Raw genomic sequence first — 20,209 nt, 5'->3', positions numbered from 1 at the left:
AACAAACTTGTAGAGCGCGGGGACAACGCCACCTCCTCTATATACAGATAAAGCTGTCAGTGACCTCCGAACAACATTCCGGCTGATGACCGTTTTTTCAGGATTTACCCAAGGGATAGCCGAGGTCGCATTACGCCGCTCGGCAATTTATGACAAAATCAATTCCGGCGTTTTTCCTGTCCCTATGAAGTTGGGTCTGCTTGTGCGGACATCTGTTCTGGAAGCTATCAAGTAATGAAACAATCGGGTATTCAGGCAGCATCAGCGGAAACGATCAATTCAATTTCAAAAGGTTGGCACTGATATGCTGCTAATGATCGATAACTACGATTCCTTCACCTACAACGTAGTGCAGTATCTGGCGGAACTGGGCGCGGACGTAAAGGTTTATCGGAACGACGAAATCACCATCGAAAAGATTGAGGCCCTGAACCCGGAACGACTGGTGATTTCCCCCGGCCCCTGCACACCGAACGAAGCCGGCATCTCCATGGAGGCCATCCGGCACTTTGCCGGCAAGTTGCCGATCCTCGGGATCTGCCTGGGCCACCAGGCCATCGGTCAGGTTTACGGCGGTGACGTTATCCGCGCCGGTCGGGTCATGCACGGCAAGGTGTCTCCGGTATTCCACAAGGACACCGGCGTATTCCGCGGCCTGAGCAACCCGCTGCAGGCGACCCGTTATCACAGTCTGGTGATCGACAAGACGACCCTGCCCGACTGCCTGGAAGTGACCGCCTGGACCCGCAATGACGACGGCTCAATCGAGGAGATTATGGGGGTTCGCCACAAAACGCTGCCCATTGAGGGCGTGCAGTTCCATCCGGAGTCTATTATGACGGAACAGGGCCATGAACTGCTGCGCAACTTTCTGAGAAGCCAATAAGAGGCCGACACATGGACATGAAAGAAGCTCTCAACCGCATTGCCTCCAACCTGGACCTGTCCCGGGAAGAAATGAAGGACGTGATGCGCATCGTCATGAACGGCGAGGCCACGGACGCCCAGATCGGCGCGTTTCTCATGGGGTTGCGTCTGAAGAGCGAAACCATTGATGAAATCATCGGTGCCACTGAAGTCATGCGTGAACTGGCCACCGGCGTGTCCGTTAACGCCGAACCGCTGATCGATATCGTTGGCACCGGCGGTGACGGCGCCAACCTGTTCAACGTATCCTCAGCCGCTTCATTTGTGGTTGCAGCCGCAGGCGGTTTCGTGGCCAAGCATGGCAACCGCGGCGTTTCCTCCAAAAGCGGCAGTGCCGACCTGCTGGAAAAGCTGGGTATCAACCTGAGCATGAAACCGGAAGAAGTAGCCCGTTGCGTCGAAGAAATTGGCGTTGGCTTCATGTTCGCTCCGGCCCATCATGGCGCCATGAAACACGCCATCGGCCCCCGCAAGGAACTGGGCTGCCGCACCATCTTTAACATCCTCGGCCCTATGACCAATCCGGCGGGCGTAAAACGCCAACTGATCGGTGTGTTCACTAAGGAACTTTGCCGTCCGATGGCGGAGGTGCTGCAACGATTGGGCGCGGAACACATCATGGTGGTGCACTCCAAAGACGGGCTGGATGAAATCAGCCTGGCCAGCGCCACCCACGTGGCCGAGCTGAAGGACGGCAAGATCAGTGAGTACGATCTCACACCCGAGGATCTCGGGATCAAGAGTCAGACCCTGGTCGACCTGACAGTGGACTCCTCGGAGGAATCCCTGAAGCTGATCCGGGCGGCCTTCGGCCGGAGCCACGACGAGATGGCCGAGAAGGCGCGTGACTTGATTGCCCTCAATGCCGGCGCTGCGATCTACGTTGCTGGACTGGCAAGCAACGCCAAAGAGGGCGTGGATATGGCCCTGGACGCTATTGGCTCTGGTCTCGCCGCCGGCAAGATGTCTGAGCTGGCTGATTTTTCTCAGTGCTTTTGATCGGATAAGCCTGCCGGATTTCGGCAGGACGACCCGGTGGGGCAGGGCTTTCCAAAACACGCCCATAAATACGTCCCTGTAGGGCTTGGCTGCAGCCAGTTTTGGAAAGCCCTGCCCCACCGGCCATCGCTAACTATTTGCAGGCCTGTAATGACTGACAGACATTTGGATAAGACACCCACTATTCTTCGGAAAATAGTTGATCGGAAGTGGGAAGAGATCGAAGAGCGCAAGCGTAAGGTTTCGGTTGCTGACCTGAAAGCCATGGCTGGGGATCAACCTGCAGCCAGAGGCTTTGCCAACGCTCTGCGCAGCCGAATTGAACACCGGGCTCCCGCTGTTATCGCAGAAATCAAAAAAGCTTCACCAAGCAAGGGCATTCTACGGGAACCCTTCGAGCCGGCAGTGATTGCCGAGAGCTACGAGAACGGCGGCGCCGCTTGTCTGTCGGTACTCACCGACCGCGACTTCTTCCAGGGCCACGAGGACTATCTGGTCGCCGCCCGCAATGCCTGTAGTCTGCCGGTGATCCGCAAGGACTTCATGGTCGCTCCCTATCAGGTCTACGAAAGCCGGGCCATCGGTTCCGACTGTATTCTGCTGATCGCCGCCTGCCTGACCAAAGACCAGATGCAGGAGCTGGAAGGCATTGCCCATGAGATCGGACTGGATGTGTTGGTAGAGGTGCATGATGGCGAGGAACTCGACGATGCACTGACGCTGACGACGCCTCTGGTCGGCATCAACAACCGCAATCTGCACACCTTCGATGTGTCGCTGGACACCACATTCGATCTGCACGAGCGGATCTCACAGGACCGGCTGACTATTACAGAAAGTGGCATCATGACCCGCAGTGACGTCGAGGCCATGACTAACCGTGGGATCTACGGTTTCTTGGTGGGCGAATCGTTTATGCGGGCGGAAGAACCCGGCCTGAAACTCCAAGAACTGTTCTTTTCGGAAGGCTAACTGACAAGCTTGGAAAGGCGGTGCCCCAATGGCTTCTGCACCAAGGCATGCAGCAGGAGTCATTCCCCAGGCTCAGCCAAAGCTTCTTGCAGAAGCTCAAGGAGATGAACCGGCATGCCCTCCGCCAGCCTGAGTGCCGCCTCGTGCCCACGGGGCGACATCTTGCCCCAGGTTCGGCGGACGATGCGTAGCCACTTGTCACGGTCGTAGTCGACTTTTTCCTCGTAGAAATCCGCGAAATATCGTTCAAGGAAGACCATGCAGGCCACGTCTTCCAGAAGCTGAGTGTCAGCATCCTGCCTCAGCTCCCGCTTGGTCAGGATGGTCTCCACCCTCTCGCACTCCACCTGCGGATAACCACAATCAGCCATGATCTCGGCGGCCCGCCTGCCGTGCATTCGGCCACAAGCCTGTCGCCACTGGTAATAGGCTTTCCGGCCCTCCGGGTAGTCTTTTCGAGGCATGGTCCAGCGCTCAATGTGCTGGGCCCGGCAGGCAATCTGCACGCGTTCAGAAGGGTCGGATTCAAGCTCGAACAGCCAGCGGGTCATGTGCAGGCTGTAGGCATACTCCTTTGGCAAGAGTTGGTCGCCAAATTGCTCCTGATGTGGGTCGGCCCGATTCGCCGTGTCGATAGCAGCCAGCGCACATTGGAGGCTTGAATCCGTTGTGGTCATTAAGACCTCTCTTTCAGTGTTGGGGTAGCCCGGACCTCAGGCCAGGGTCTTATGCTTGGGCAGAGGGGCGAGCCTTGATGCGGTCGTACCAGGCCTGCAAATTGGACTGCTCCGGCTTGATCCGAATACCCACTACCCGGGCAAACGCCACTGTCGTGAAGGCGTTGATATCAGCGGCGGTGAACCGGTCGCAACAGATGTATTCTTTGCCGTCGAGTTGCTTGTCGAGAAAATGCATGAATTTCTCCACGCTCTTGCCACACTCTTCGCCCCATTCCTTGATGGGGTTCATCCGGTCCTTGAAATAGCCGGTGGTGTGCTGGAAACACATGCCGGTGGGCATAAAGAAGAACAGCTCGATCCAGCGCAGCCACTGTTCAAGCTGGGCCTTTTCCAACGGGGTATCGCCCAGCAGGCTCGGCGTATCCGGGTAGCTCTCTTCGAAATAGCGGCAGATTGCCATGGTCTCGGCGATGGAGGTGCCATCATCCAGCTCCATCACCGGCACTTTCTTCATCGGATTACGGGCGACAAATTCCGGGGTCAGGTTTTCGCCCTTCTGCAGGTCGATTTCGATGAACTCGGCCTTGTCCAGCAGGCCTTTCTCGGCCATGAACATCCGCACACGGCGGGGGTTGGGGGCGGTTTTGGTTTCGAAGATTTTCATTGTTATCAGCTCCGTTTCCTGTCAACAACGGCTTTGGCGGTGTAAAACGAGAAGACTGACCGGAAAGAACAGTTGCGTCAAGCAACCGGCGCTACCGGGACAACCAGTTGCAAAGCTGCTGGATAATCCACTCTGGGTCGTCCAGAGGGAGATCATGTCCTGCATCCGGGTGCAATTTCATGGTCCATTGCCAGCGCTCTTCCAGCGCGACACTGCAGCGCCAGTGAACGATACGATCACCCCTGCTCGCCAGTATCAGGGCATCTGACATCGGGCGCTTTTTGCCGGGCTTGTAGCGGGCCGCTGCCGCCAACTGGCTGACCGCATTCCGGGTACTGACGGGCCGTTGTCGTTGTATGCTATACCACCGTTTTGCCAGTGACAGGGGAACCTCACGATTGGAGGTGAGCCGGAGAATGTCCCGCTCGCGATCGAACAGTTCCCGGCGACCCAATAGTCTCAGCACCCTGGGCCAGGCTCCTGGCCGCATGCGCTGCCACGGAGGGCTGAAGCCGAAACTGGTGTTGATCAGGACAAGATTCTGGATTTGGCCCTCGGCGGCATGTTGGGCCCAGTCCAGTGCCACCATGCCACCCATCGAGATTGCCAGGATACTGAAAGGACCGGGAATATGGCTGACGTGCCGGGAGACGACCTCCCGAATCGCCGCCACCGTTCCCGGGCTGTCCTCTCGATAGCGCACGCCCGTGCCGGGCAGATCGACCATGTGGAACTGGTGACCCGGAAATACTTCCCGCAGGCGGTCCGGAAAGCTTCCCCAGTGCGCGTGTTCCCGCGCCAGCCCCCGCAACAGAATCCAGTGCATACAAGTGTTCCGTTTGATGAATGCCCAGACCCACTGAATCGCTAGTGCGAATCGCGATACCAGTGCATGATCGCGGCTTCCCTCAGCATGGACGCCTCTTCCCGAACCGGCAACCAGTTTTCGTGGCTGGCAGCGGCGTTAACCAGAAAGTCCATCAAGGTCAGATGGCTTCGCAAAACCCGCTTGTGGCGATGGGGCGCCAGGGGATTGAAAAAGCCGTCCAGTCTCAGCAGCTGACGTGGGCGCTTGCGGATCCATCGCCAGGAACCCATTTCCAGGGTGAGAGGCAGAAAGACACCAGCATTTTCGCGATTGACCTGCTTATAAAAGTAGTCCCACAAATCACCGTGGGTCAGGTAATGTCGAGACTGGGGTTCGAAGCGGTAGTCGTGATTGGGGTAAGCCTGTTCCCAGGTCAGCTTCAGCGCCATGACCGAAGCGATCCGGCGCATGGGTCTTCGCCGGTAGGCGTAGGGAAACCAGATCTGATCCTGCATGCCAAACCCGGAATGGCAGTCGAGCGACACGCTGAAAGGGCGTCCCGGAAGCAGCTCCTGAATCACCGCTTCCAGCGCCTGGTTTTCCGGTTCCATACCTTGTTCTGGATCTCCGGTGTACCAGGGTAAGCGGGGCGAGATCCGCTGCCCTCCAAGCAGGAATGCGCTACGATCCTGGGCGGTGATCGGCGCATTTCGCATCAGATCCACACCATTGGGATTACTGCGCTGGTTCAGGTACATGCCGCCCGGGTTGAGAATGGGCAACAGGGTAATGCGCACTTTCTGCAGCAATCCCGCCAGATGCTTGTCCCAGGTCACTCTGGCAAGCAGCGACTTCAGCCAGGCCATCACAACCTGGCTGCCAATGCGCTCAAGCCCGTGCACACCACCGACAAGCAGTACTACCGGCACATCCGGCCGAGATGAGCCAATATCGACCTTGTAGATGGGCAGCGACAAATCCTTCATGACCACTCGCTCAACCACCCGGGTGGTCGCCACTTCCGGCGCCTCGGCCAGCAGTCGCTCAAGGGCAACCATCTCCGGGAGGAAAGTACGCAACAGCCGACGCTGGCGGCCATCCCTGCTGGCCTGCTCCTGGGTAATCGACGCGTGGGGCGTCAGGTCGCGCAGCTCTGTCATGGCATACTCCGGTATCAGATTCGCGGAGTGTACCCATTGATTACTACAACTTCTTGACAGTTCTCCCGGGGCATAATGTGTCTCTTTTAAAGACGCATTTTGAATACGCCCTTGTAACTGAGCTGAGGTTCGTTATCCTTGTAATTAAGTATTAACCGAGATTTTCTGATTTGTTCGATCACAACAGCGACCATAAAATGGCTGTTCTCCCGATCCTTTCGGATCGCGGCCCCTTTGTATCGACACTAACACCGGCAACACCCACCAAAAATCACAAACCCTGAAAAAGGAGAAGTGACTATGCGAAAGCTTAAGTCTGCTGCACTGCTTTGCGCGCTATCCGTACCCGTCGCGGCTCAGGCCAATTGCGGCGAGGTATCCATTACGGAAATGAACTGGGCGTCCAACACGGTCGTCACCAACGTGGCCACCTTCATCATGGAGCAGGGTTACGGCTGTGACGTCACCATTGTTCCTTCCGATACCGTCCCGGCGGTAACGTCGGTTGCCGAGAACGGTGAGCCCGACATTGTTACCGAGCTGTGGCTCAACTCCGCGGGCGAAGCCTATCTGCGCCTGGAAGAACAGGGCAAGGTGGAACGCCTCGGCAAAGTACTTGACCCGGGCGGCGTTGAAGGCTGGTGGATTCCCACTTACCTCGCGGAAGAACACCCGGAACTGAAAACCATTGAGGGCGTGATGGCCAACCCCGAGCTGGTTGGCGGGACCTTCAACAACTGCCCGGACGGCTGGGGCTGCCGTGTTGTCAGTGACAACCTGATTCGCGCCCTGGAGATGGAAGATTCCGGCATCGACGTCTTCAACCATGGTTCTGGTGAAACGTTGGCATCTTCCATGGCGTCTGCTGTCCAGAACGAAGAGCCCTGGTTCGGTTACTACTGGGGCCCCACCGTTCCCCTCGGCAAATACGACATGACCCGGGTTGACCTTGGCGAGATCAAGCCGGACGTGCACCAGAAGAACCAGACACAGGATATCGATAACCCGGGTGTTTCCGACTTCCCCCCGGCGACGATCCTGACGTCGATAACCACCGACTTTAAAGAGCGCGAGCCAGAAGTGGCTGAGATGCTCAGCAAGCTGACCTTCAAGACCGACACCATGAGCGGCATTCTGGCCTGGATGGACTCCAACAACGCTTCGGGCGAGGAAGCTGCAGTTTACTACCTCACCAAAAACAGCGACGAGTGGTCAACCTGGCTCAACGACTCTGCGAGAGAGCGGTTGGCCAACGTTCTTAACTGATCGACCTGCCCCGCCCGGGACCCGCTCTATCGGTGTCCCGGGCCGTTTTCCGAAAACCGTTCTGATTTCAGACGCGCGCAGGAGAGACTGAACGCCCATGGCAACCTACGACTCGCTTTTTTCATCACTGGGCCTTGAGCAGTGGTGCTCGGAAGGCAAAAGCAGCGGCCCTATGTCGATGGCCGATTTGCTTAACAAAAACAAGGGAGAGAGCGCCGAACCGGCCTCGATATGGGAGCTCCCGTTCCCGTCCATGGACGCACTGAACGAATCCTGCGCCGCTTTCCCCCAGTCCCGAGAGCTCACCAAGGGGTTGGAGCAGGGATTTCTGGCAATTAAAGATAGTCTGAGCCTGATTCTCGACCCGTTAACACAGCCACTGAGCTGGTTCCTGGACGGGGCACTCTACGGCATGCTGAATACGCCCTGGTGGATCGTGATCCCCCTGTTATTGGCGGTTGTTTACGTGGTCACCAAATCCTGGAAACTCATGCTTTTCGTAGGCGGCAGTATCGTACTTCTGGCCTTCATCGACCATTATGATTACGCCATGCAGACACTGGCGATCATCTTTGTGTGCGCCTTCCTGTGCGTGTTACTGGGTGTACCCATAGGCATCGCCATGGCCCGTAGCAATTCCCTGCAACGGATGATCATACCGGTGCTGGACATGCTGCAGACACTGCCACCCTTTGTATACCTGATCCCGCTGATCTTCCTGTTCAGTGTTACTGAATCAAAACTTTACGGTATCGCCATTATCCTCTACGCCATTGTTCCTGTGATCCGGCTGACCAACCTGGGTATCCGACTGGTGGACAAGGACGTGATTGAGGCTGCAGACGCCTTCGGCATGACACCCCGGCAGAAACTCTACAAGGTGCAGATTCCATTGGCGCTGCCCAACATCATGGCCGGAGTCAACCAGACCATCATGATGAGTCTTGCCATGGTCGTGATCGCATCCCTGGTGTCCGCACCCGGGCTTGGCGTTCTGGTCCTCCGGGGTATCCGCAATCTGGAACTGGGCGTTGGCCTGGTCTCGGGCCTTGGCATCGTGATCCTGGCGGTTATTCTTGACCGGGTTACCAAGGCGTCCCTGGCGCGCATCAACGTGTCTCAGAAGCAGTGAGGAAAGCCACCATGGCGAAAAACATCAAGATTTCGATCCGAAACCTTTACAAGATCTTCGGCCCGACCCCGGATGTTGCCCTGGAGCATGTTCGCAAGGGCATGTGCAAAGCCGATCTGCTGGAACAGCAGAGACACGTACTCGGTCTGCGGGATATCAACGTAGATGTACACGACGGCGAGATCACGGTGATCATGGGCCTCTCCGGGTCCGGGAAATCCACCCTGATCCGGCATCTGAACCGGCTGATCGACCCCACCGCCGGTGAAATCCGAGTCGACGGCGAGGACATCATGAGCTACAGCGAAGAGCAGCTTCGAAAGCTTCGCCGCGAGCGGATGTCGATGGTATTCCAGAAGTTTGCCCTGCTGCCCCACAAGACCGTGCTCGAGAATGCCGGCATGGCGAAGGATATTCGGGGCTACACAACCTCGGACTTTGAGGCCGATGCCCGGAAATGGCTCGCACGGGTTGGACTTGAGGGCAACGAATACCAGTATCCGCACCAGCTATCCGGTGGGATGCAGCAGCGCGTGGGCATCGCCCGGGCGCTGGTGTCCGATGCCCCGATCATGCTGATGGACGAAGCCTTCTCGGCACTGGATCCGCTGATCCGCTCGGATATGCAGGACCTCCTGCTGGAGCTGCAGGAGGAACTCCAAAAGACCATCGTGTTCATCACCCACGACCTCGATGAGGCCCTGAAGCTGGCGGACCACCTGGTCATCCTGAAAGACGGCGAAGTGGTCCAGCAAGGCGACCCTCAGGAGATACTGCTCAACCCCGGCGATCCCTATATCGTTGACTTCATCAGCGATATCAATCGGGCACGGGTGCTCAGGGTACGATCGGTCATGAGTCCGCCGGATGAGGGTGACACGTCTTTCGCCGGCGACATCTCGGAAAAGGACAACCTTGAAACGGTACTGCTGAAATCTGACGGGGATATGTCCCTGAATTTCCGGGTAGTGCGGGACGATCAGCATGTGGGCACTCTGCACATGAAAGACCTCGCCCGGGCGCTGGTGCCGACCGCCGCGTCGGCTGACAGGAAAAAAACCGCAGCCTAGGCTCTTTTAGCCATTACAAAACCGTGACCAGGGTCTATTCTTAAGGGAGAGCCGACGGTATCGGCATCCCGGTTTTATCACCATGGCAAAAACCCTGGTTCTTTCCATCGCGCTTTTTCTTGCCGCCTGCTCGCAGCCAGAGGATCCGCTACCGCTGGTTCCTGAAACCGCAGCGAAGGCAACGAAGACCGCTCCCGCTGCGCCGTCTCCCATCGAGCCGCGACAGAGCGTTGTCATTGCCGCTGATCCCTGGTGTCCCCACAATTGTGAGGCCGGCTCCGAGTACGAAGGCTATATGATCGATATCGCCAGGGAGGCGTTCGGCCTCGCCGGAATCGATGTCGAGTACGTCAACATGAGCTGGGCAAGGGCCCTGCAGCAGGCCCGGGACGGCTATATTGATGCGGTTGTCGGGGCCCTCCCCGGAGATGCGCCGGACTTCGTGTTCCCGGACGCCGCTACTGGCTACTCGACGATTGCGCTTTACACCCACCCTGACAACAACTGGCAGTACGCTGGCATCGATTCACTCAGCCAGCTCACCCTGCTGGCGATCAACGGCTACGCTTACTCACCGGAATTGGACAGCTATATCGAGAAGTACCAGGACGATCCGGAGCGGGTCTGGGTGCTGTCCGGGCCGGCACCACTAAGCCGGGCGATCGAACTCCTGCACCAGCAGCGCTCTGACGTATTCCCGGAAGACCGATACGTGATGCAGTGGCAACTGGAGCAGGAGGACAACACGGAAAGCCTGAGAATGGCCGCTGTGATCCATGAGTCACCGATCTACGTTGCATTTTCACCGGTCGGCCGTGATTCCGCCCAGCTCGCAGCACTCCTGTCGGAGGGAGCGAGAGCCCTGCAAAGCAGTGGGCGGGTGGCAGAGATCCTGACGCGCTACGGACTGTCGTGGTCAGACTGAAACGCCCGGATCGACTCACCGCCCGGTGTCGACAGCAGCAGTTGGCCCTGCTGCCCGATCCGCACTGAATTCACCTGATCCAGCAGATTCAGAAACCGCTCTTCCTGATTCATCAGCGCGGGCGCACACGCCATCCGTGTTGATGCCAGTGGGCCGATGGCCATCCCTTCACCCCTGAGTTCATAGGCGCCTGTGTATCGGTTGCAAGACGCCCTGCCCGCGATCCGGTTGCCCTCAAGAAACTCGATGGTGATCCGTGACCGATCAATGATGCCTGCGCCCGCGAGATCCTCAACAACCCAGATTGCGCCCCGGAACAGACGTTGGCGATCACCGCCACACCCCCGGTATTCATCTCTGCCGACCTCCAGTCGCACCTGTGCCGGATATTGGGCCCCGGACATGCTGTCTTCGCAGAGCTGGCGGGCCACCGTCAGGGTAATGGGCAGATCATCCAGCGTTGCCACAAATGTCCGTCCGTGCCGGTTGGCTGCTTTCAGTTCAACCGGGACACGACGGGTGCCCTGCTCCTCGAAAGGGCGTGTCAGCAACAGCTCACCGCCCTCAATCGTCGCGTGCCAGAACGGCTCATTGCCCCGCGCCTCAAAAGGCATTTCCAGATCGCCCGGCTGCAAACACTCCGGGTATGTTTGCCCATTCACGGTCAGGGTCGCTTTTTCACCCTTGCTCCAGAACCGCGTCTGATCGTCGCCGGGGGCTACGTACAACGCGCCGGAGGCGCTTACTTCCGGCTTGAGCAGAATCCGGCGATCCAGATAATCAATGCTGATCAGATCACCGTCCTGTGTGCCGGATACAGCGATATCAAGCTGCCCGCAAGCATAGCTCGCGGAAACCGGCTGGCTGCTTTCGGGTAATGAAGTACAGGCGGAGGCGGTCAGGCCCGCCGCAGCGACGACGGACAACAATAAAACTCGTCCTGGGTGCATGGTCAGTTCCCTTGTAGGCGTTTTTCCGCCTACAGTTTAGAACCCAACACCCGCCAGGGCCACCATGGGTATTTGATGGGGCTTCTTATACCGCCTCACCGGCAGTATGCTAGAACGCTGAACCGAGGAGAGCACCCCATGGCGCTGAAACTTTACCAATTTGCCATTTCCCACTACTGCGAGAAAATCCGTTGGGCCCTGGACTACAAGGGACTCAACTATGAAACGGTAAACCTGCTGCCCGGACAGCATGTAAAAACCATCCGAAAACTGACTGGCCAGGCCTCCTCAGTTCCGGTACTGGAGCATGATGGCAGCGTGGTTCAGGGCTCAGCAGCCATCCTCGATTACCTGGATCAGACCTTTCCAGAGCACTCCCTGACACCAGCGGACCCGGAAATCCGCGAGCAGGCGCTGGCCTGGGAGCACCGGCTTGACGAGGAAGCAGGCCCCGCCATTCGTTGCTATTCCTACCACCACTTCCTGCAGCGCCCCAAAATTGTGGTGCCCATGCTGGCCGCCGGCACACCCTTCTATAACCGGATACTGCTCAGCCTTGCTTTCAGCCGGGTTGATGAAGTCATGCGTCAGTGGATGAAGATCAACGAAAAAACCTCTGAAAAGTCCCGCCAGGTCATGGAAGAGTTGCTCACCGAGCTGGCTGCCATCTACGCCGAAAGGCCTTTCCTGGCTGGCGACCAGTTTTCGCGCGCAGACCTGACGGCAGCCGCCCTGTTTGCACCCATGTTCCAGCCAGCACAGTATCCGGTGCCATGGCCGAAAACTGCGCGAATTCCCAAAGACATCAAACATTGGCTGGACCAGTGGCAGCCACAGATCCGGACTCTGGAAAAAGTGTACGAAGACAACCGTCGGCCAGGCTGAGTACCGGATTGTCGGAATCCGTTAGCCAATCTGGCGTGAACCGGCATTCCGGTTTCCGGGTTACGTGCCAGAATAAACGGACTTGATGAGGAAACCGGCAGAAAACCCATGGCTTTGACCGACATGATGCTGAGCGTACTGGAAGAAAGCGGCCTGCTTTCTCTCTGGGCGATGGCTGCCCCATGGCTGGCGCTGGATGAGCGTCAGTTGATCTTCGTGGTAGCAACGCCGGTTTTTGTGGCCGTTACCCTGTGGGAATACCTGAAAATTCGCCACGATCCACGGCTGATGGACACCCGTGAAGCGGTCAGGAACTTTGCCCTTGGCGCCGGCTACCAGGTAACTGAGTTGCTCTTCGCCGGCCTCATTGCCTTCCCTGTATACGCTCTGTGCTATCACTACCGGCTGCTTGATCTGGAGCTGAACGGGTTCACCATAATGCTGGCTTTTCTCGGCGTGGACTTCTGTTTCTACTGGATGCATCGGGCCAGCCATAGGGTGCGCTGGTTCTGGGCGGCCCATGTAGTGCATCACTCCTCAGAGCGGATGAACTTCTCCACCGCCATGCGCCAGAATGCCACCAACATTTTCAACGGCATGTGGGTTTTCTATCTGCCCCTGGCACTGCTCGGGCTCAATCCTGTCTGGATCGGCGTGGCCTACGCCCTGTCGCTGGTTTACCAGTTCTTTATTCACACCACACTGGTTGGAAAACTGCCCCGCTGGATTGAACTTGTTTTCAACACGCCCAGCCATCACAGGGTTCATCATGGCCGCAATCCCGGCTACATCGACCGTAATTACGGCGGCACGCTGATAGTGTGGGATCGCCTGTTCGGCACGTTTGTCGACGAAGATACCCAGGATCCTCCCGAATACGGCATCACCCGGCCTGTCCGTTCCAACAACCTGATTGTGCTCTGGACCCACGAATACGTGGACCTGTTCCGCGACATGGCACAGCCCGGCGGATTATTGTCTCGCCTTACCCATCTATGGAAACCGCCGGAGTGGCAACGCCCGGCCACAGCAAAAAACAACAAGGAAGCGGGCCGTGACACAGAACGAACATCCTCTGACGCTGAACGCTGGTGATGGCCATGAAATAACCGGGAGGGTCTTTATCCCGGCGGCGCCGACCGCCACTCTGATTATCAGTCATGGCATGGCCGAACATGGCGACAACGTGGACGCCCTGATCCTCAGCGCCACCAACCGCATTGACCGGGGCCAGCTCCTCGCATCCAGATCCCTGATCGGCCTGATCCGTCTGGTTCGCGGCAAACGACACCGCAGCCACCTGGTGGCCAGAATGACCTTTGAAAAGTTCAATCGAATGTTTCGCCCGAACCGCACGGGCGCCTACTGGCTGAGCCGGGATCTGGCGCAGGTGGACCGTTATATTGCCGATCCGCTGTGCGGTTTCGAGTGCACGGTTGGCCTATGGTGGGATTTTATTGGTGGTATGCTACGGCTTTCGCCGGCTGCCTACCGAAAAGATCTGCCTGTGCACCTGTTTTCCGGAACCGCAGATGCGGTCGGCGAAATAGGACGCGGCGTGCGTCGGCATTTCCAGGCAATCCGCGAAGCAGGCGCAGAAAACGTTACCCTGCGATTGTTTGAAGGCGGACGTCATGAGATGCTCAACGAGGCCAACCGGGAGGAGGTCTGGGATTACCTTCGGTCTCTGTGCCTGACCTCTGAGTCACGGCTGGGGCCAGCGCACCCGGTGATGTCACCAAAGAGTTTTGCCATCAATGAATGAACTGATAAGGACGTTGCATGGGTTATCCTCGAGGCCGCAGGATGTTCCGTACCCTGTTACTACTGCTGCTTTCTGGCTCCGCAATCACCGGAGCTGTGGCGGGCGAAGTCAGTCTCGGAGTCGCCGCCAATTTTACTGACACCACCCGGGAATTGGCCAAACAGTTTGAAGCTGAAACCGGTCATACGGTCTCCGCCAGCTATGGCTCCACAGGCAAGCTGTACGCTCAAATCAAAAACGGCGCCCCCTTCGACGTCTTCATGGCGGCAGATGTTCGAAGACCAGCACTGATCGAGGAAGAACAGGCAGGCGTTCCTGGCACCCGCTTCACCTACGCTCGCGGCAAACTGGCACTATGGAGCCCTGCGGCCGGGGCCTTTGAAGATGCCGAAAGCTATCTTGCCCAACAACCGTTTTCGAGGCTGGCCATTGCCAACCCGAAGACCGCTCCCTATGGCCTTGCCGCGCAACAGGTCCTGCAGCACCTGAATCAATGGGAGGTCCTGCAGCCGAAACTGGTCCGCGGGGACTCCATCGCCCAGACCTTTCAGTTTGTTGTCAGTCGCAACGCCCAGGCCGGTTTTGTGGCGCTGTCCCAGGTCCAGGCTTGGAAAAAAGACGTAGGCACATTGTGGAACGCACCCCAGGCCTATTACCAGCCCATTGACCAACAGGCTATCCTGCTGAGACACGGTGCAGACAAAGCGGCGGCCATGGCCTGGATAAATTTCCTGAAGTCGGAGACCGCAATCAACATTATCCAGAGCTACGGGTACGACACGGCCAACTGATGCTTGAAACCTACTGGGACCCGGTCTGGCTGACGCTCAAGCTGGCCACGATGACAACCCTGCTTCTCCTGCTTATCGGCACACCCATTGCCTGGTGGCTGGCCCGAACCCGCCACTGGCTTCGACAGCCAATCGCGGCCGTCGTGGCACTGCCTCTTGTTCTGCCGCCCACCGTGCTGGGTTTTTATCTGCTGCTGGTCATGGGGCCGGAGGGCTGGGTGGGTCAGATAACCCAGTCGCTGGGTATCGGGCTGCTGCCATTTACCTTCGAGGGCCTGGTGGTAGCCTCAATACTCTATTCCCTTCCCTTCACCGTGCAGCCACTGCAAAACGCATTCGAAGCAGTCGGTGAAGGCTTCATGGAAGTCGCTTCAACGCTGCGCGCAGCGCCCTGGGACCGATTTTTGTTCGTCGCTGTACCCCTGGCCCGGAATGGCTTCCTGACAGCCGCCGTCCTGACTTTTGCCCATACCATTGGCGAGTTCGGCGTGATCCTGATGATCGGCGGCAACATCCCGGGTGAAACCAAGGTGCTGTCTGTAGCCATCTATGACCATGTGGAATCGCTGGAGTACACCGAGGCCCACTGGCTGTCTGCCGGGATGGTGGTATTCTCCTTCGTGGTTCTGGTGACTCTCTACGCGCTTAACGGCAAAGCCCGCTCTGGAGCGATCAGATGACCGCCTCCAACACCATTCGTGCCCGCTTCCAATGCACATTTCCCGGTTTTAGCCTCGACGTAGACCTGACCTTACCGGGCACCGGCATCACTGGCCTGTTCGGGCATTCGGGCTGCGGCAAAACCACGTTGCTGAGGTGCATGGCTGGCCTGCAAAGTGCTCCCGGAACCATGACCGTTCTTGGTGAACCCTGGCAAACCGAGACGTCCATTCGACCAGTCCACAAGCGGCCTCTGGCCTATGTGTTCCAGGAGACCCACCTGTTCCCTCACCTGAACGTGCGCAAGAATCTGGAATTCGGGTACCGGCGCATTCCGGCCGGCGACCGACAAATCGGATTCGACGATGCCGTGCGTTGGCTTGGCCTGGAGTCACACCTGAACCGCATGCCTGTAGGCCTCTCTGGCGGTGAACGCCAGCGGGTGGCAATTGCACGGGCCCTGCTGACAAGTCCACGGCTGTTACTGATGGATGAGCCGCTGTCCGCTCTCGACCTCAAAAGCAAGCAGGAAATCCTTCCCTATCTCGAACGTCTGCACGATACACTGGCAATTCCGATCATCTACGTATCCCATTCAACCGAAGAAGTTACCCGTTTGGCGGATCATATTGTGATGCTGGAGGCGGGTCGTGTGGTCGCACAGGGGCCACTGCGGGAAACACTGGCCGGCATCGATAACCCTTTCCGCATCCAGGACGACGCCGGTGCCTTGCTGGAAGGCTGGATTATCGATCTTGACGACGACTGGCACCTGGCACTGTTCCAGTTCGATGGCGGCCAGCTCTGGCTACGATGTGACCATAGGGTAAGCCCGGGAGACCAGGTTCGGGTAAGAGTACTGGCCCGGGATGTCAGCCTGGCCCTGACCGAGAATTCCGACCAGAGCATCCAGAACCTGGTGCCTGCCGTCATCGACCAGATTGATCCCGATGTGGCGCCTGGCATCAGCCTGGTGCGGCTTCTGGCCGGACCGACGCCACTCCTGTCCAGACTGACCTCCCGTGCAGTCGCCCAGCTCGGTCTTGAGCCGGGCATGAACGTCTGGATGCAGATCAAATCCGTTGATGTAGTAGCGTAGCACCCTGGGTACCGCAACTGGCTGCGCAACGTAAAAGGCCGCTGTTGAAGGCGGCCTTATAGAAACAGGGTGATCGGTAACACTCAGCGGGTGCCGTAGACCACCATGGTCTTGCCCTTGACCCTGACCAGTCCCTGATCTTCCAGAGTTTTCAGTACCCGGCCGACCATCTCACGGGAGCAGCCAACAATACGGCCGATTTCCTGTCGGGTGATCTTGATCTGCATGCCATCCGGGTGGGTCATGGCATCCGGTTCCTTGCAGAGATCCAGAAGGGTACGGGCAACACGACCGGTGACATCGAGGAACGCCAGGTCACCGACCTTGCGGGTGGTCTGGCGCAGCCGGGAGGCCATCTGCTCGCCAATGAAGTACAGAACCCTTGGATCCTGCTGGGCAATCTCCCGGAACTTGGTGTAACTGATTTCCGCCACTTCGCATTCGGTCTTGGCCTTCACCCAGGCGCTGCGGGAATCCATGTTGTCGAACAGCCCCATTTCACCGAAGAAGTCGCCGGCGTTCAGATAGGCCATGATCATCTCACGACCATCATCGTCTTCGATAATGACGGTCACCGACCCCTTGACGATGTAGAACAGGGAATCGCTCTTGTCACCGGCATAGATAATTGTGCTCTTGGCTGGGTAACGGCGGCGGTGGCACTGCGAAAGGAAATAGTCGAGATGCTTGGTTTTCTGCTCAACCGGCTTGACGATAGTGGCCATAATGCGAGTCGTGCCTCCTCAGATACTGGCGGGTCCCAATGTTTGTTATGCACCCGGCTTTCCGTGCGGGTTCGTTCTTTTTTATTGCAAAACAGCGCAACTTATAGCAAGAAGGTCTGTTACGGGCAACCGGAAAGAGTATACAACATGTATCCGTGATCGGCCTGCCTGGTGAGGCTGGTTGTGCTAGCATCCGGCCACAGGTGATCTTTATCGGGGCTTTAAAGACAGTTGGTCCCGCGCAATTACAACGGAGAAGCGTCCCATGAAAGCAACCATTGACTGGACCGGCAATGCCAGTTTCAAAGCCACCAGTGGCAGTGGCCACAGCGTACAGCTTGATGGCCCAACGGACCACGGTGGCGAGAACCTGGGACCGCGCCCCATGGAAATGCTGCTGATGGGACTCGGAGGCTGCTCCGCCTTTGATGTCATGAGTATCCTGAAGAAAAGCCGCCAGGACGTGACCGCCTGCCACGCCGAGCTTGAGGCAGAGCGGGCCGACGCGGTTCCCGCGGTGTTTACGAGCATCAACCTGCATTTTGTGGTGTCCGGAAACGGCCTCAAGGAAAACCTGGTCAAGCGGGCCGTGAGCCTGTCAGCAGAAAAGTATTGCTCGGCCTCTATCATGCTCGAGAAGGCCGGCGTAGAAATCAGCCACAGCTATGAAATTCACGAGGCGGACCAGGTCGCCGACTAGCAGGCCGGGTAAACCGCTGCAGGGCCTGGCATGAGCCTAATGCCCGGGCCCGGGTACAGCGGAAATCACGGATGCTAAAATGTCATTGCAAATACTATTCAACATCACTTGCGGTGTGCATAATACGCACCCTCTCCGCCGGTCTGCGCAAAAGGTGAACAACCCGGTCAGTAGTCGGTGGCGGCCTCGGCAGAGCGCAGCAATGCAGCTCTGCAGTCATTCATCTCCACGATCCGGAGGGGCTGAGCATGGAATCAAAACTCCAGCTGCATGGTTTCAACAACCTGACCAAATCCCTGAGTTTTAACATCTACGACATCTGTTATGCGCAGACCGAAGAACAACGCACGGCCTACATCGACTACATCGACGAGATGTACAACGCCGAGCGTCTGACCCAGATTCTGACCGACGTCGTCAAGATTATCGGCGCCAACGTTCTGAACATCGCGCGTCAGGACTATGAGCCCCATGGCGCCTCTGTCACCATGCTGATTGCCGAGCATGAGCTTACCAATGGCGAAGAGCCAGACAACGAGGAATCCCCGGGACCGCTGCCGGATACCATCGTTGCGCACCTGGACAAGAGCCACGTTACCGTACATACCTACCCGGAGAGCCATCCCCATGATGGCGTGAGTACCTTCCGGGCAGACATCGACGTATCCACCTGTGGTCTGATTTCACCACTGAAAGTGCTGAACTATCTGATTCACAGCTTTGATTCCGATGTCGTCACCGTGGATTACCGGGTTCGCGGATTTACCCGCGATGTGGACGGCACCAAGCACTACATTGATCACGACATCAACTCGATCCAGAACTATCTGACCGAAGATACCCAGAACGCATATCAGATGATCGACGTGAACGTGTACCAGGAAAACCTTTTCCACACCAAGATGATGCTGAAGAACTTCAACCTCGACAACTATGTGTTCGGGGTGAACGCCGGTGAACTTGATCCTGCCGAAGCGCAGTCCATCGAGGACCGTCTGCGCCGGGAAATGCTGGAGATCTTCTACTCCCGCAACGTGGAATAACCGCCTGCGGTGGCGCCCAGAGCCGGACGCCACCGGTCCTTCAGTTTTTTTGATGTCACCCGCCAGATTTCTGCGTTTTATTCTCTCCTCCTATCCCGTTTTAATAGAGCCTAGAGCCAACGAGAGGAGGACACCATGACCCTGCGCTCCCTGAAACAGATTATTCCAGCACTGGAAACCTCCGACGGAGCGGGCGTGCGTATCAAGCGTTCCATCGGCCAGAAGCAGAACATTCGTCTGGACCCGTTCCTGATGCTGGACGAGTTCGGTTCCGCCGAGGCAGCCGACTATATCGCCGGTTTTCCATCGCACCCCCACCGGGGGTTCGAAACCGTGACCTATATGATTGAGGGGCACATGCTGCACGAGGATCATCTGGGAAACCGGGGCGATCTGCGCAACGGGGGTGTGCAGTGGATGACCGCCGGCCGAGGCATCATTCATTCAGAAATGCCCCAGCAGGAAGAAGGCGTGATGCGCGGTTTTCAGCTCTGGCTGAACTTGCCAGCGGCGGAAAAAATGACGAAGGCCGGCTATCGGGACATCCAGCCGGAACAGATTCCGGAGCTTGCCTTCGACGGTGGCAAACTGAAGCTCATTGCCGGCTCATTACAGATCGATGGTCAGACCCATGTAGGAGCGATGCCGGATCGCACCACCCAGCCGATCTACGCTGACATCCACCTGACATCAGGCGGGAGTCTGAAACTGCCCCTCCCGGAAGGCCACAACGCCATGCTCTATCTATACGAGGGTAGCGCGAGCCTGGGTGTAAGCTCTCTACAGCGAGGCGCTGCTAACGTTCTTTCCGACGACGGCGACCAGATCGAACTCCATGCGGGGGAAGCCGGAGCGCGACTGCTGCTGATTGCCGGCAAACCGATTGGCGAGCCGGTGGTCCAGTACGGTCCGTTCGTAATGAACACCCGGGAAGAGATTGAGCAGACGCTCCGCGATTACCGGGACGGCCGACTGACCGCCTGAGCAA

Annotated in this window: 23 protein-coding genes; 17 read left to right on the top strand and 6 right to left on the bottom strand. The window is 57.7% G+C overall.

Going from position 1 to position 20,209, the window contains the following annotated elements; all coding sequences use genetic code 11:
* Positions 1 to 85: 85 nt before the first annotated feature.
* The 4 genes from CFT65_RS19500 to trpC all read left to right on the top strand — a co-directional run bounded on the left by CFT65_RS19500 (position 86) and on the right by trpC (position 2,898).
* A complete protein-coding gene (locus CFT65_RS19500) occupies positions 86 to 235 on the top strand; it encodes an AlpA family phage regulatory protein (RefSeq protein WP_141103800.1) in 150 nt (49 codons plus the stop codon).
* A gap of 69 nt (positions 236 to 304) precedes the next feature.
* Entirely contained in the window at positions 305 to 886 is a 582-nt protein-coding gene (locus CFT65_RS04530; protein WP_088826813.1) for an aminodeoxychorismate/anthranilate synthase component II, read from the top strand.
* 11 nt (positions 887 to 897) lie between these two features.
* On the top strand, positions 898 to 1,926 hold the full coding sequence (gene trpD, locus CFT65_RS04525; protein WP_088826812.1) for an anthranilate phosphoribosyltransferase: 1,029 nt from the start codon (positions 898 to 900) through the stop codon (positions 1,924 to 1,926).
* A gap of 150 nt (positions 1,927 to 2,076) precedes the next feature.
* Positions 2,077 to 2,898, top strand: coding sequence for an indole-3-glycerol phosphate synthase TrpC (trpC, locus tag CFT65_RS04520; RefSeq protein ID WP_088826811.1), 822 nt, complete (start codon positions 2,077 to 2,079; stop codon positions 2,896 to 2,898).
* 59 nt (positions 2,899 to 2,957) lie between these two features.
* Here trpC and CFT65_RS04515 read toward each other — a convergent pair whose 3' ends face one another.
* The 4 genes from CFT65_RS04515 to CFT65_RS04500 all read right to left on the bottom strand — a co-directional run bounded on the left by CFT65_RS04515 (position 2,958) and on the right by CFT65_RS04500 (position 6,210).
* Positions 2,958 to 3,575, bottom strand: coding sequence for a DUF4202 domain-containing protein (locus CFT65_RS04515; RefSeq protein ID WP_088826810.1), 618 nt, complete (start codon positions 3,573 to 3,575; stop codon positions 2,958 to 2,960).
* A 49-nt stretch (positions 3,576 to 3,624) separates the two neighbouring features.
* Positions 3,625 to 4,242 (bottom strand): glutathione S-transferase family protein, encoded by a 618-nt coding sequence (locus CFT65_RS04510; RefSeq protein ID WP_088826809.1) that lies wholly within the window; start codon positions 4,240 to 4,242, stop codon positions 3,625 to 3,627.
* Positions 4,243 to 4,333: 91 nt separating this feature from the next.
* The gene (locus CFT65_RS04505; RefSeq protein WP_088826808.1) at positions 4,334 to 5,068 is read right to left on the bottom strand and encodes an alpha/beta fold hydrolase; all 735 of its coding nucleotides are present in this window, start codon (positions 5,066 to 5,068) and stop codon (positions 4,334 to 4,336) included.
* A 41-nt stretch (positions 5,069 to 5,109) separates the two neighbouring features.
* A complete protein-coding gene (locus CFT65_RS04500) occupies positions 5,110 to 6,210 on the bottom strand; it encodes a M14 family zinc carboxypeptidase (RefSeq protein WP_088826807.1) in 1,101 nt (366 codons plus the stop codon).
* Positions 6,211 to 6,510: 300 nt separating this feature from the next.
* On the opposite strand from CFT65_RS04500, the gene CFT65_RS04495 reads away from it, so the two are divergent.
* The 4 genes from CFT65_RS04495 to CFT65_RS04480 all read left to right on the top strand — a co-directional run bounded on the left by CFT65_RS04495 (position 6,511) and on the right by CFT65_RS04480 (position 10,603).
* Positions 6,511 to 7,476, top strand: coding sequence for an ABC transporter substrate-binding protein (locus CFT65_RS04495; protein WP_088826806.1), 966 nt, complete (start codon positions 6,511 to 6,513; stop codon positions 7,474 to 7,476).
* 97 nt (positions 7,477 to 7,573) lie between these two features.
* Positions 7,574 to 8,608, top strand: coding sequence for an ABC transporter permease (locus tag CFT65_RS04490; protein WP_088826805.1), 1,035 nt, complete (start codon positions 7,574 to 7,576; stop codon positions 8,606 to 8,608).
* A gap of 11 nt (positions 8,609 to 8,619) precedes the next feature.
* On the top strand, positions 8,620 to 9,678 hold the full coding sequence (locus tag CFT65_RS04485) for a quaternary amine ABC transporter ATP-binding protein (protein ID WP_088826804.1): 1,059 nt from the start codon (positions 8,620 to 8,622) through the stop codon (positions 9,676 to 9,678).
* An 82-nt stretch (positions 9,679 to 9,760) separates the two neighbouring features.
* Entirely contained in the window at positions 9,761 to 10,603 is an 843-nt protein-coding gene (locus tag CFT65_RS04480) for a substrate-binding periplasmic protein (RefSeq protein ID WP_088826803.1), read from the top strand.
* On the opposite strand, the gene CFT65_RS04475 is transcribed toward CFT65_RS04480, so the two are convergent.
* Positions 10,579 to 11,553 (bottom strand): META domain-containing protein, encoded by a 975-nt coding sequence (locus tag CFT65_RS04475; RefSeq protein ID WP_228705781.1) that lies wholly within the window; start codon positions 11,551 to 11,553, stop codon positions 10,579 to 10,581. The two genes, CFT65_RS04480 and CFT65_RS04475, sit on opposite strands and share 25 nt — an antisense overlap.
* Positions 11,554 to 11,691: 138 nt before the next feature.
* On the opposite strand from CFT65_RS04475, the gene CFT65_RS04470 reads away from it, so the two are divergent.
* From CFT65_RS04470 to modC, 6 genes are all read left to right on the top strand, one after another.
* Positions 11,692 to 12,438: a glutathione S-transferase family protein gene (locus CFT65_RS04470; RefSeq protein ID WP_088826801.1), complete on the top strand. Its 747-nt coding sequence runs from the start codon at positions 11,692 to 11,694 to the stop codon at positions 12,436 to 12,438.
* Between the two features lie 108 nt (positions 12,439 to 12,546).
* Positions 12,547 to 13,533, top strand: coding sequence for a sterol desaturase family protein (locus tag CFT65_RS04465; RefSeq protein ID WP_088826800.1), 987 nt, complete (start codon positions 12,547 to 12,549; stop codon positions 13,531 to 13,533).
* Complete coding sequence (locus tag CFT65_RS04460) at positions 13,493 to 14,203, top strand: serine aminopeptidase domain-containing protein (protein WP_088826799.1); 711 nt, start codon at positions 13,493 to 13,495, stop codon at positions 14,201 to 14,203. The genes CFT65_RS04465 and CFT65_RS04460 overlap by 41 nt, the downstream gene beginning before the upstream one ends.
* A gap of 41 nt (positions 14,204 to 14,244) precedes the next feature.
* Positions 14,245 to 14,994 carry a molybdate ABC transporter substrate-binding protein gene (gene modA, locus CFT65_RS04455; protein ID WP_172408469.1) on the top strand — a complete coding sequence of 250 codons (750 nt, stop codon included), beginning with the start codon at positions 14,245 to 14,247 and terminating at the stop codon, positions 14,992 to 14,994.
* Positions 14,994 to 15,674: a molybdate ABC transporter permease subunit gene (gene modB, locus CFT65_RS04450; protein WP_088826797.1), complete on the top strand. Its 681-nt coding sequence runs from the start codon at positions 14,994 to 14,996 to the stop codon at positions 15,672 to 15,674. The genes modA and modB overlap by 1 nt, the downstream gene beginning before the upstream one ends.
* Positions 15,671 to 16,753 carry a molybdenum ABC transporter ATP-binding protein gene (gene modC, locus CFT65_RS04445; protein WP_088826796.1) on the top strand — a complete coding sequence of 361 codons (1,083 nt, stop codon included), beginning with the start codon at positions 15,671 to 15,673 and terminating at the stop codon, positions 16,751 to 16,753. Before modB ends, modC begins: the two co-directional genes overlap by 4 nt.
* Before the next feature lie 83 nt (positions 16,754 to 16,836).
* Here the strand turns inward: modC and crp are convergent, their stop codons facing one another.
* Positions 16,837 to 17,478 (bottom strand): cAMP-activated global transcriptional regulator CRP, encoded by a 642-nt coding sequence (crp, locus tag CFT65_RS04440; RefSeq protein WP_007153756.1) that lies wholly within the window; start codon positions 17,476 to 17,478, stop codon positions 16,837 to 16,839.
* 265 nt (positions 17,479 to 17,743) lie between these two features.
* Here crp and CFT65_RS04435 point away from each other — a divergent pair, with 265 nt between their 5' ends.
* From CFT65_RS04435 to CFT65_RS04425, 3 genes are all read left to right on the top strand, one after another.
* The gene (locus CFT65_RS04435) at positions 17,744 to 18,178 is read left to right on the top strand and encodes an OsmC family protein (protein ID WP_088826795.1); all 435 of its coding nucleotides are present in this window, start codon (positions 17,744 to 17,746) and stop codon (positions 18,176 to 18,178) included.
* Between the two features lie 248 nt (positions 18,179 to 18,426).
* Positions 18,427 to 19,221 carry an adenosylmethionine decarboxylase gene (speD, locus tag CFT65_RS04430; RefSeq protein ID WP_088826794.1) on the top strand — a complete coding sequence of 265 codons (795 nt, stop codon included), beginning with the start codon at positions 18,427 to 18,429 and terminating at the stop codon, positions 19,219 to 19,221.
* Between the two features lie 135 nt (positions 19,222 to 19,356).
* Positions 19,357 to 20,205 carry a pirin family protein gene (locus tag CFT65_RS04425; protein ID WP_088826793.1) on the top strand — a complete coding sequence of 283 codons (849 nt, stop codon included), beginning with the start codon at positions 19,357 to 19,359 and terminating at the stop codon, positions 20,203 to 20,205.
* The last annotated feature ends 4 nt before the right edge of the window (positions 20,206 to 20,209 follow it).

Source organism: Marinobacter sp. es.048, from assembly GCF_900188435.1.
GTDB lineage: Bacteria > Pseudomonadota > Gammaproteobacteria > Pseudomonadales > Oleiphilaceae > Marinobacter.
This window is presented reverse-complemented; position numbering and strand designations above follow the sequence as displayed.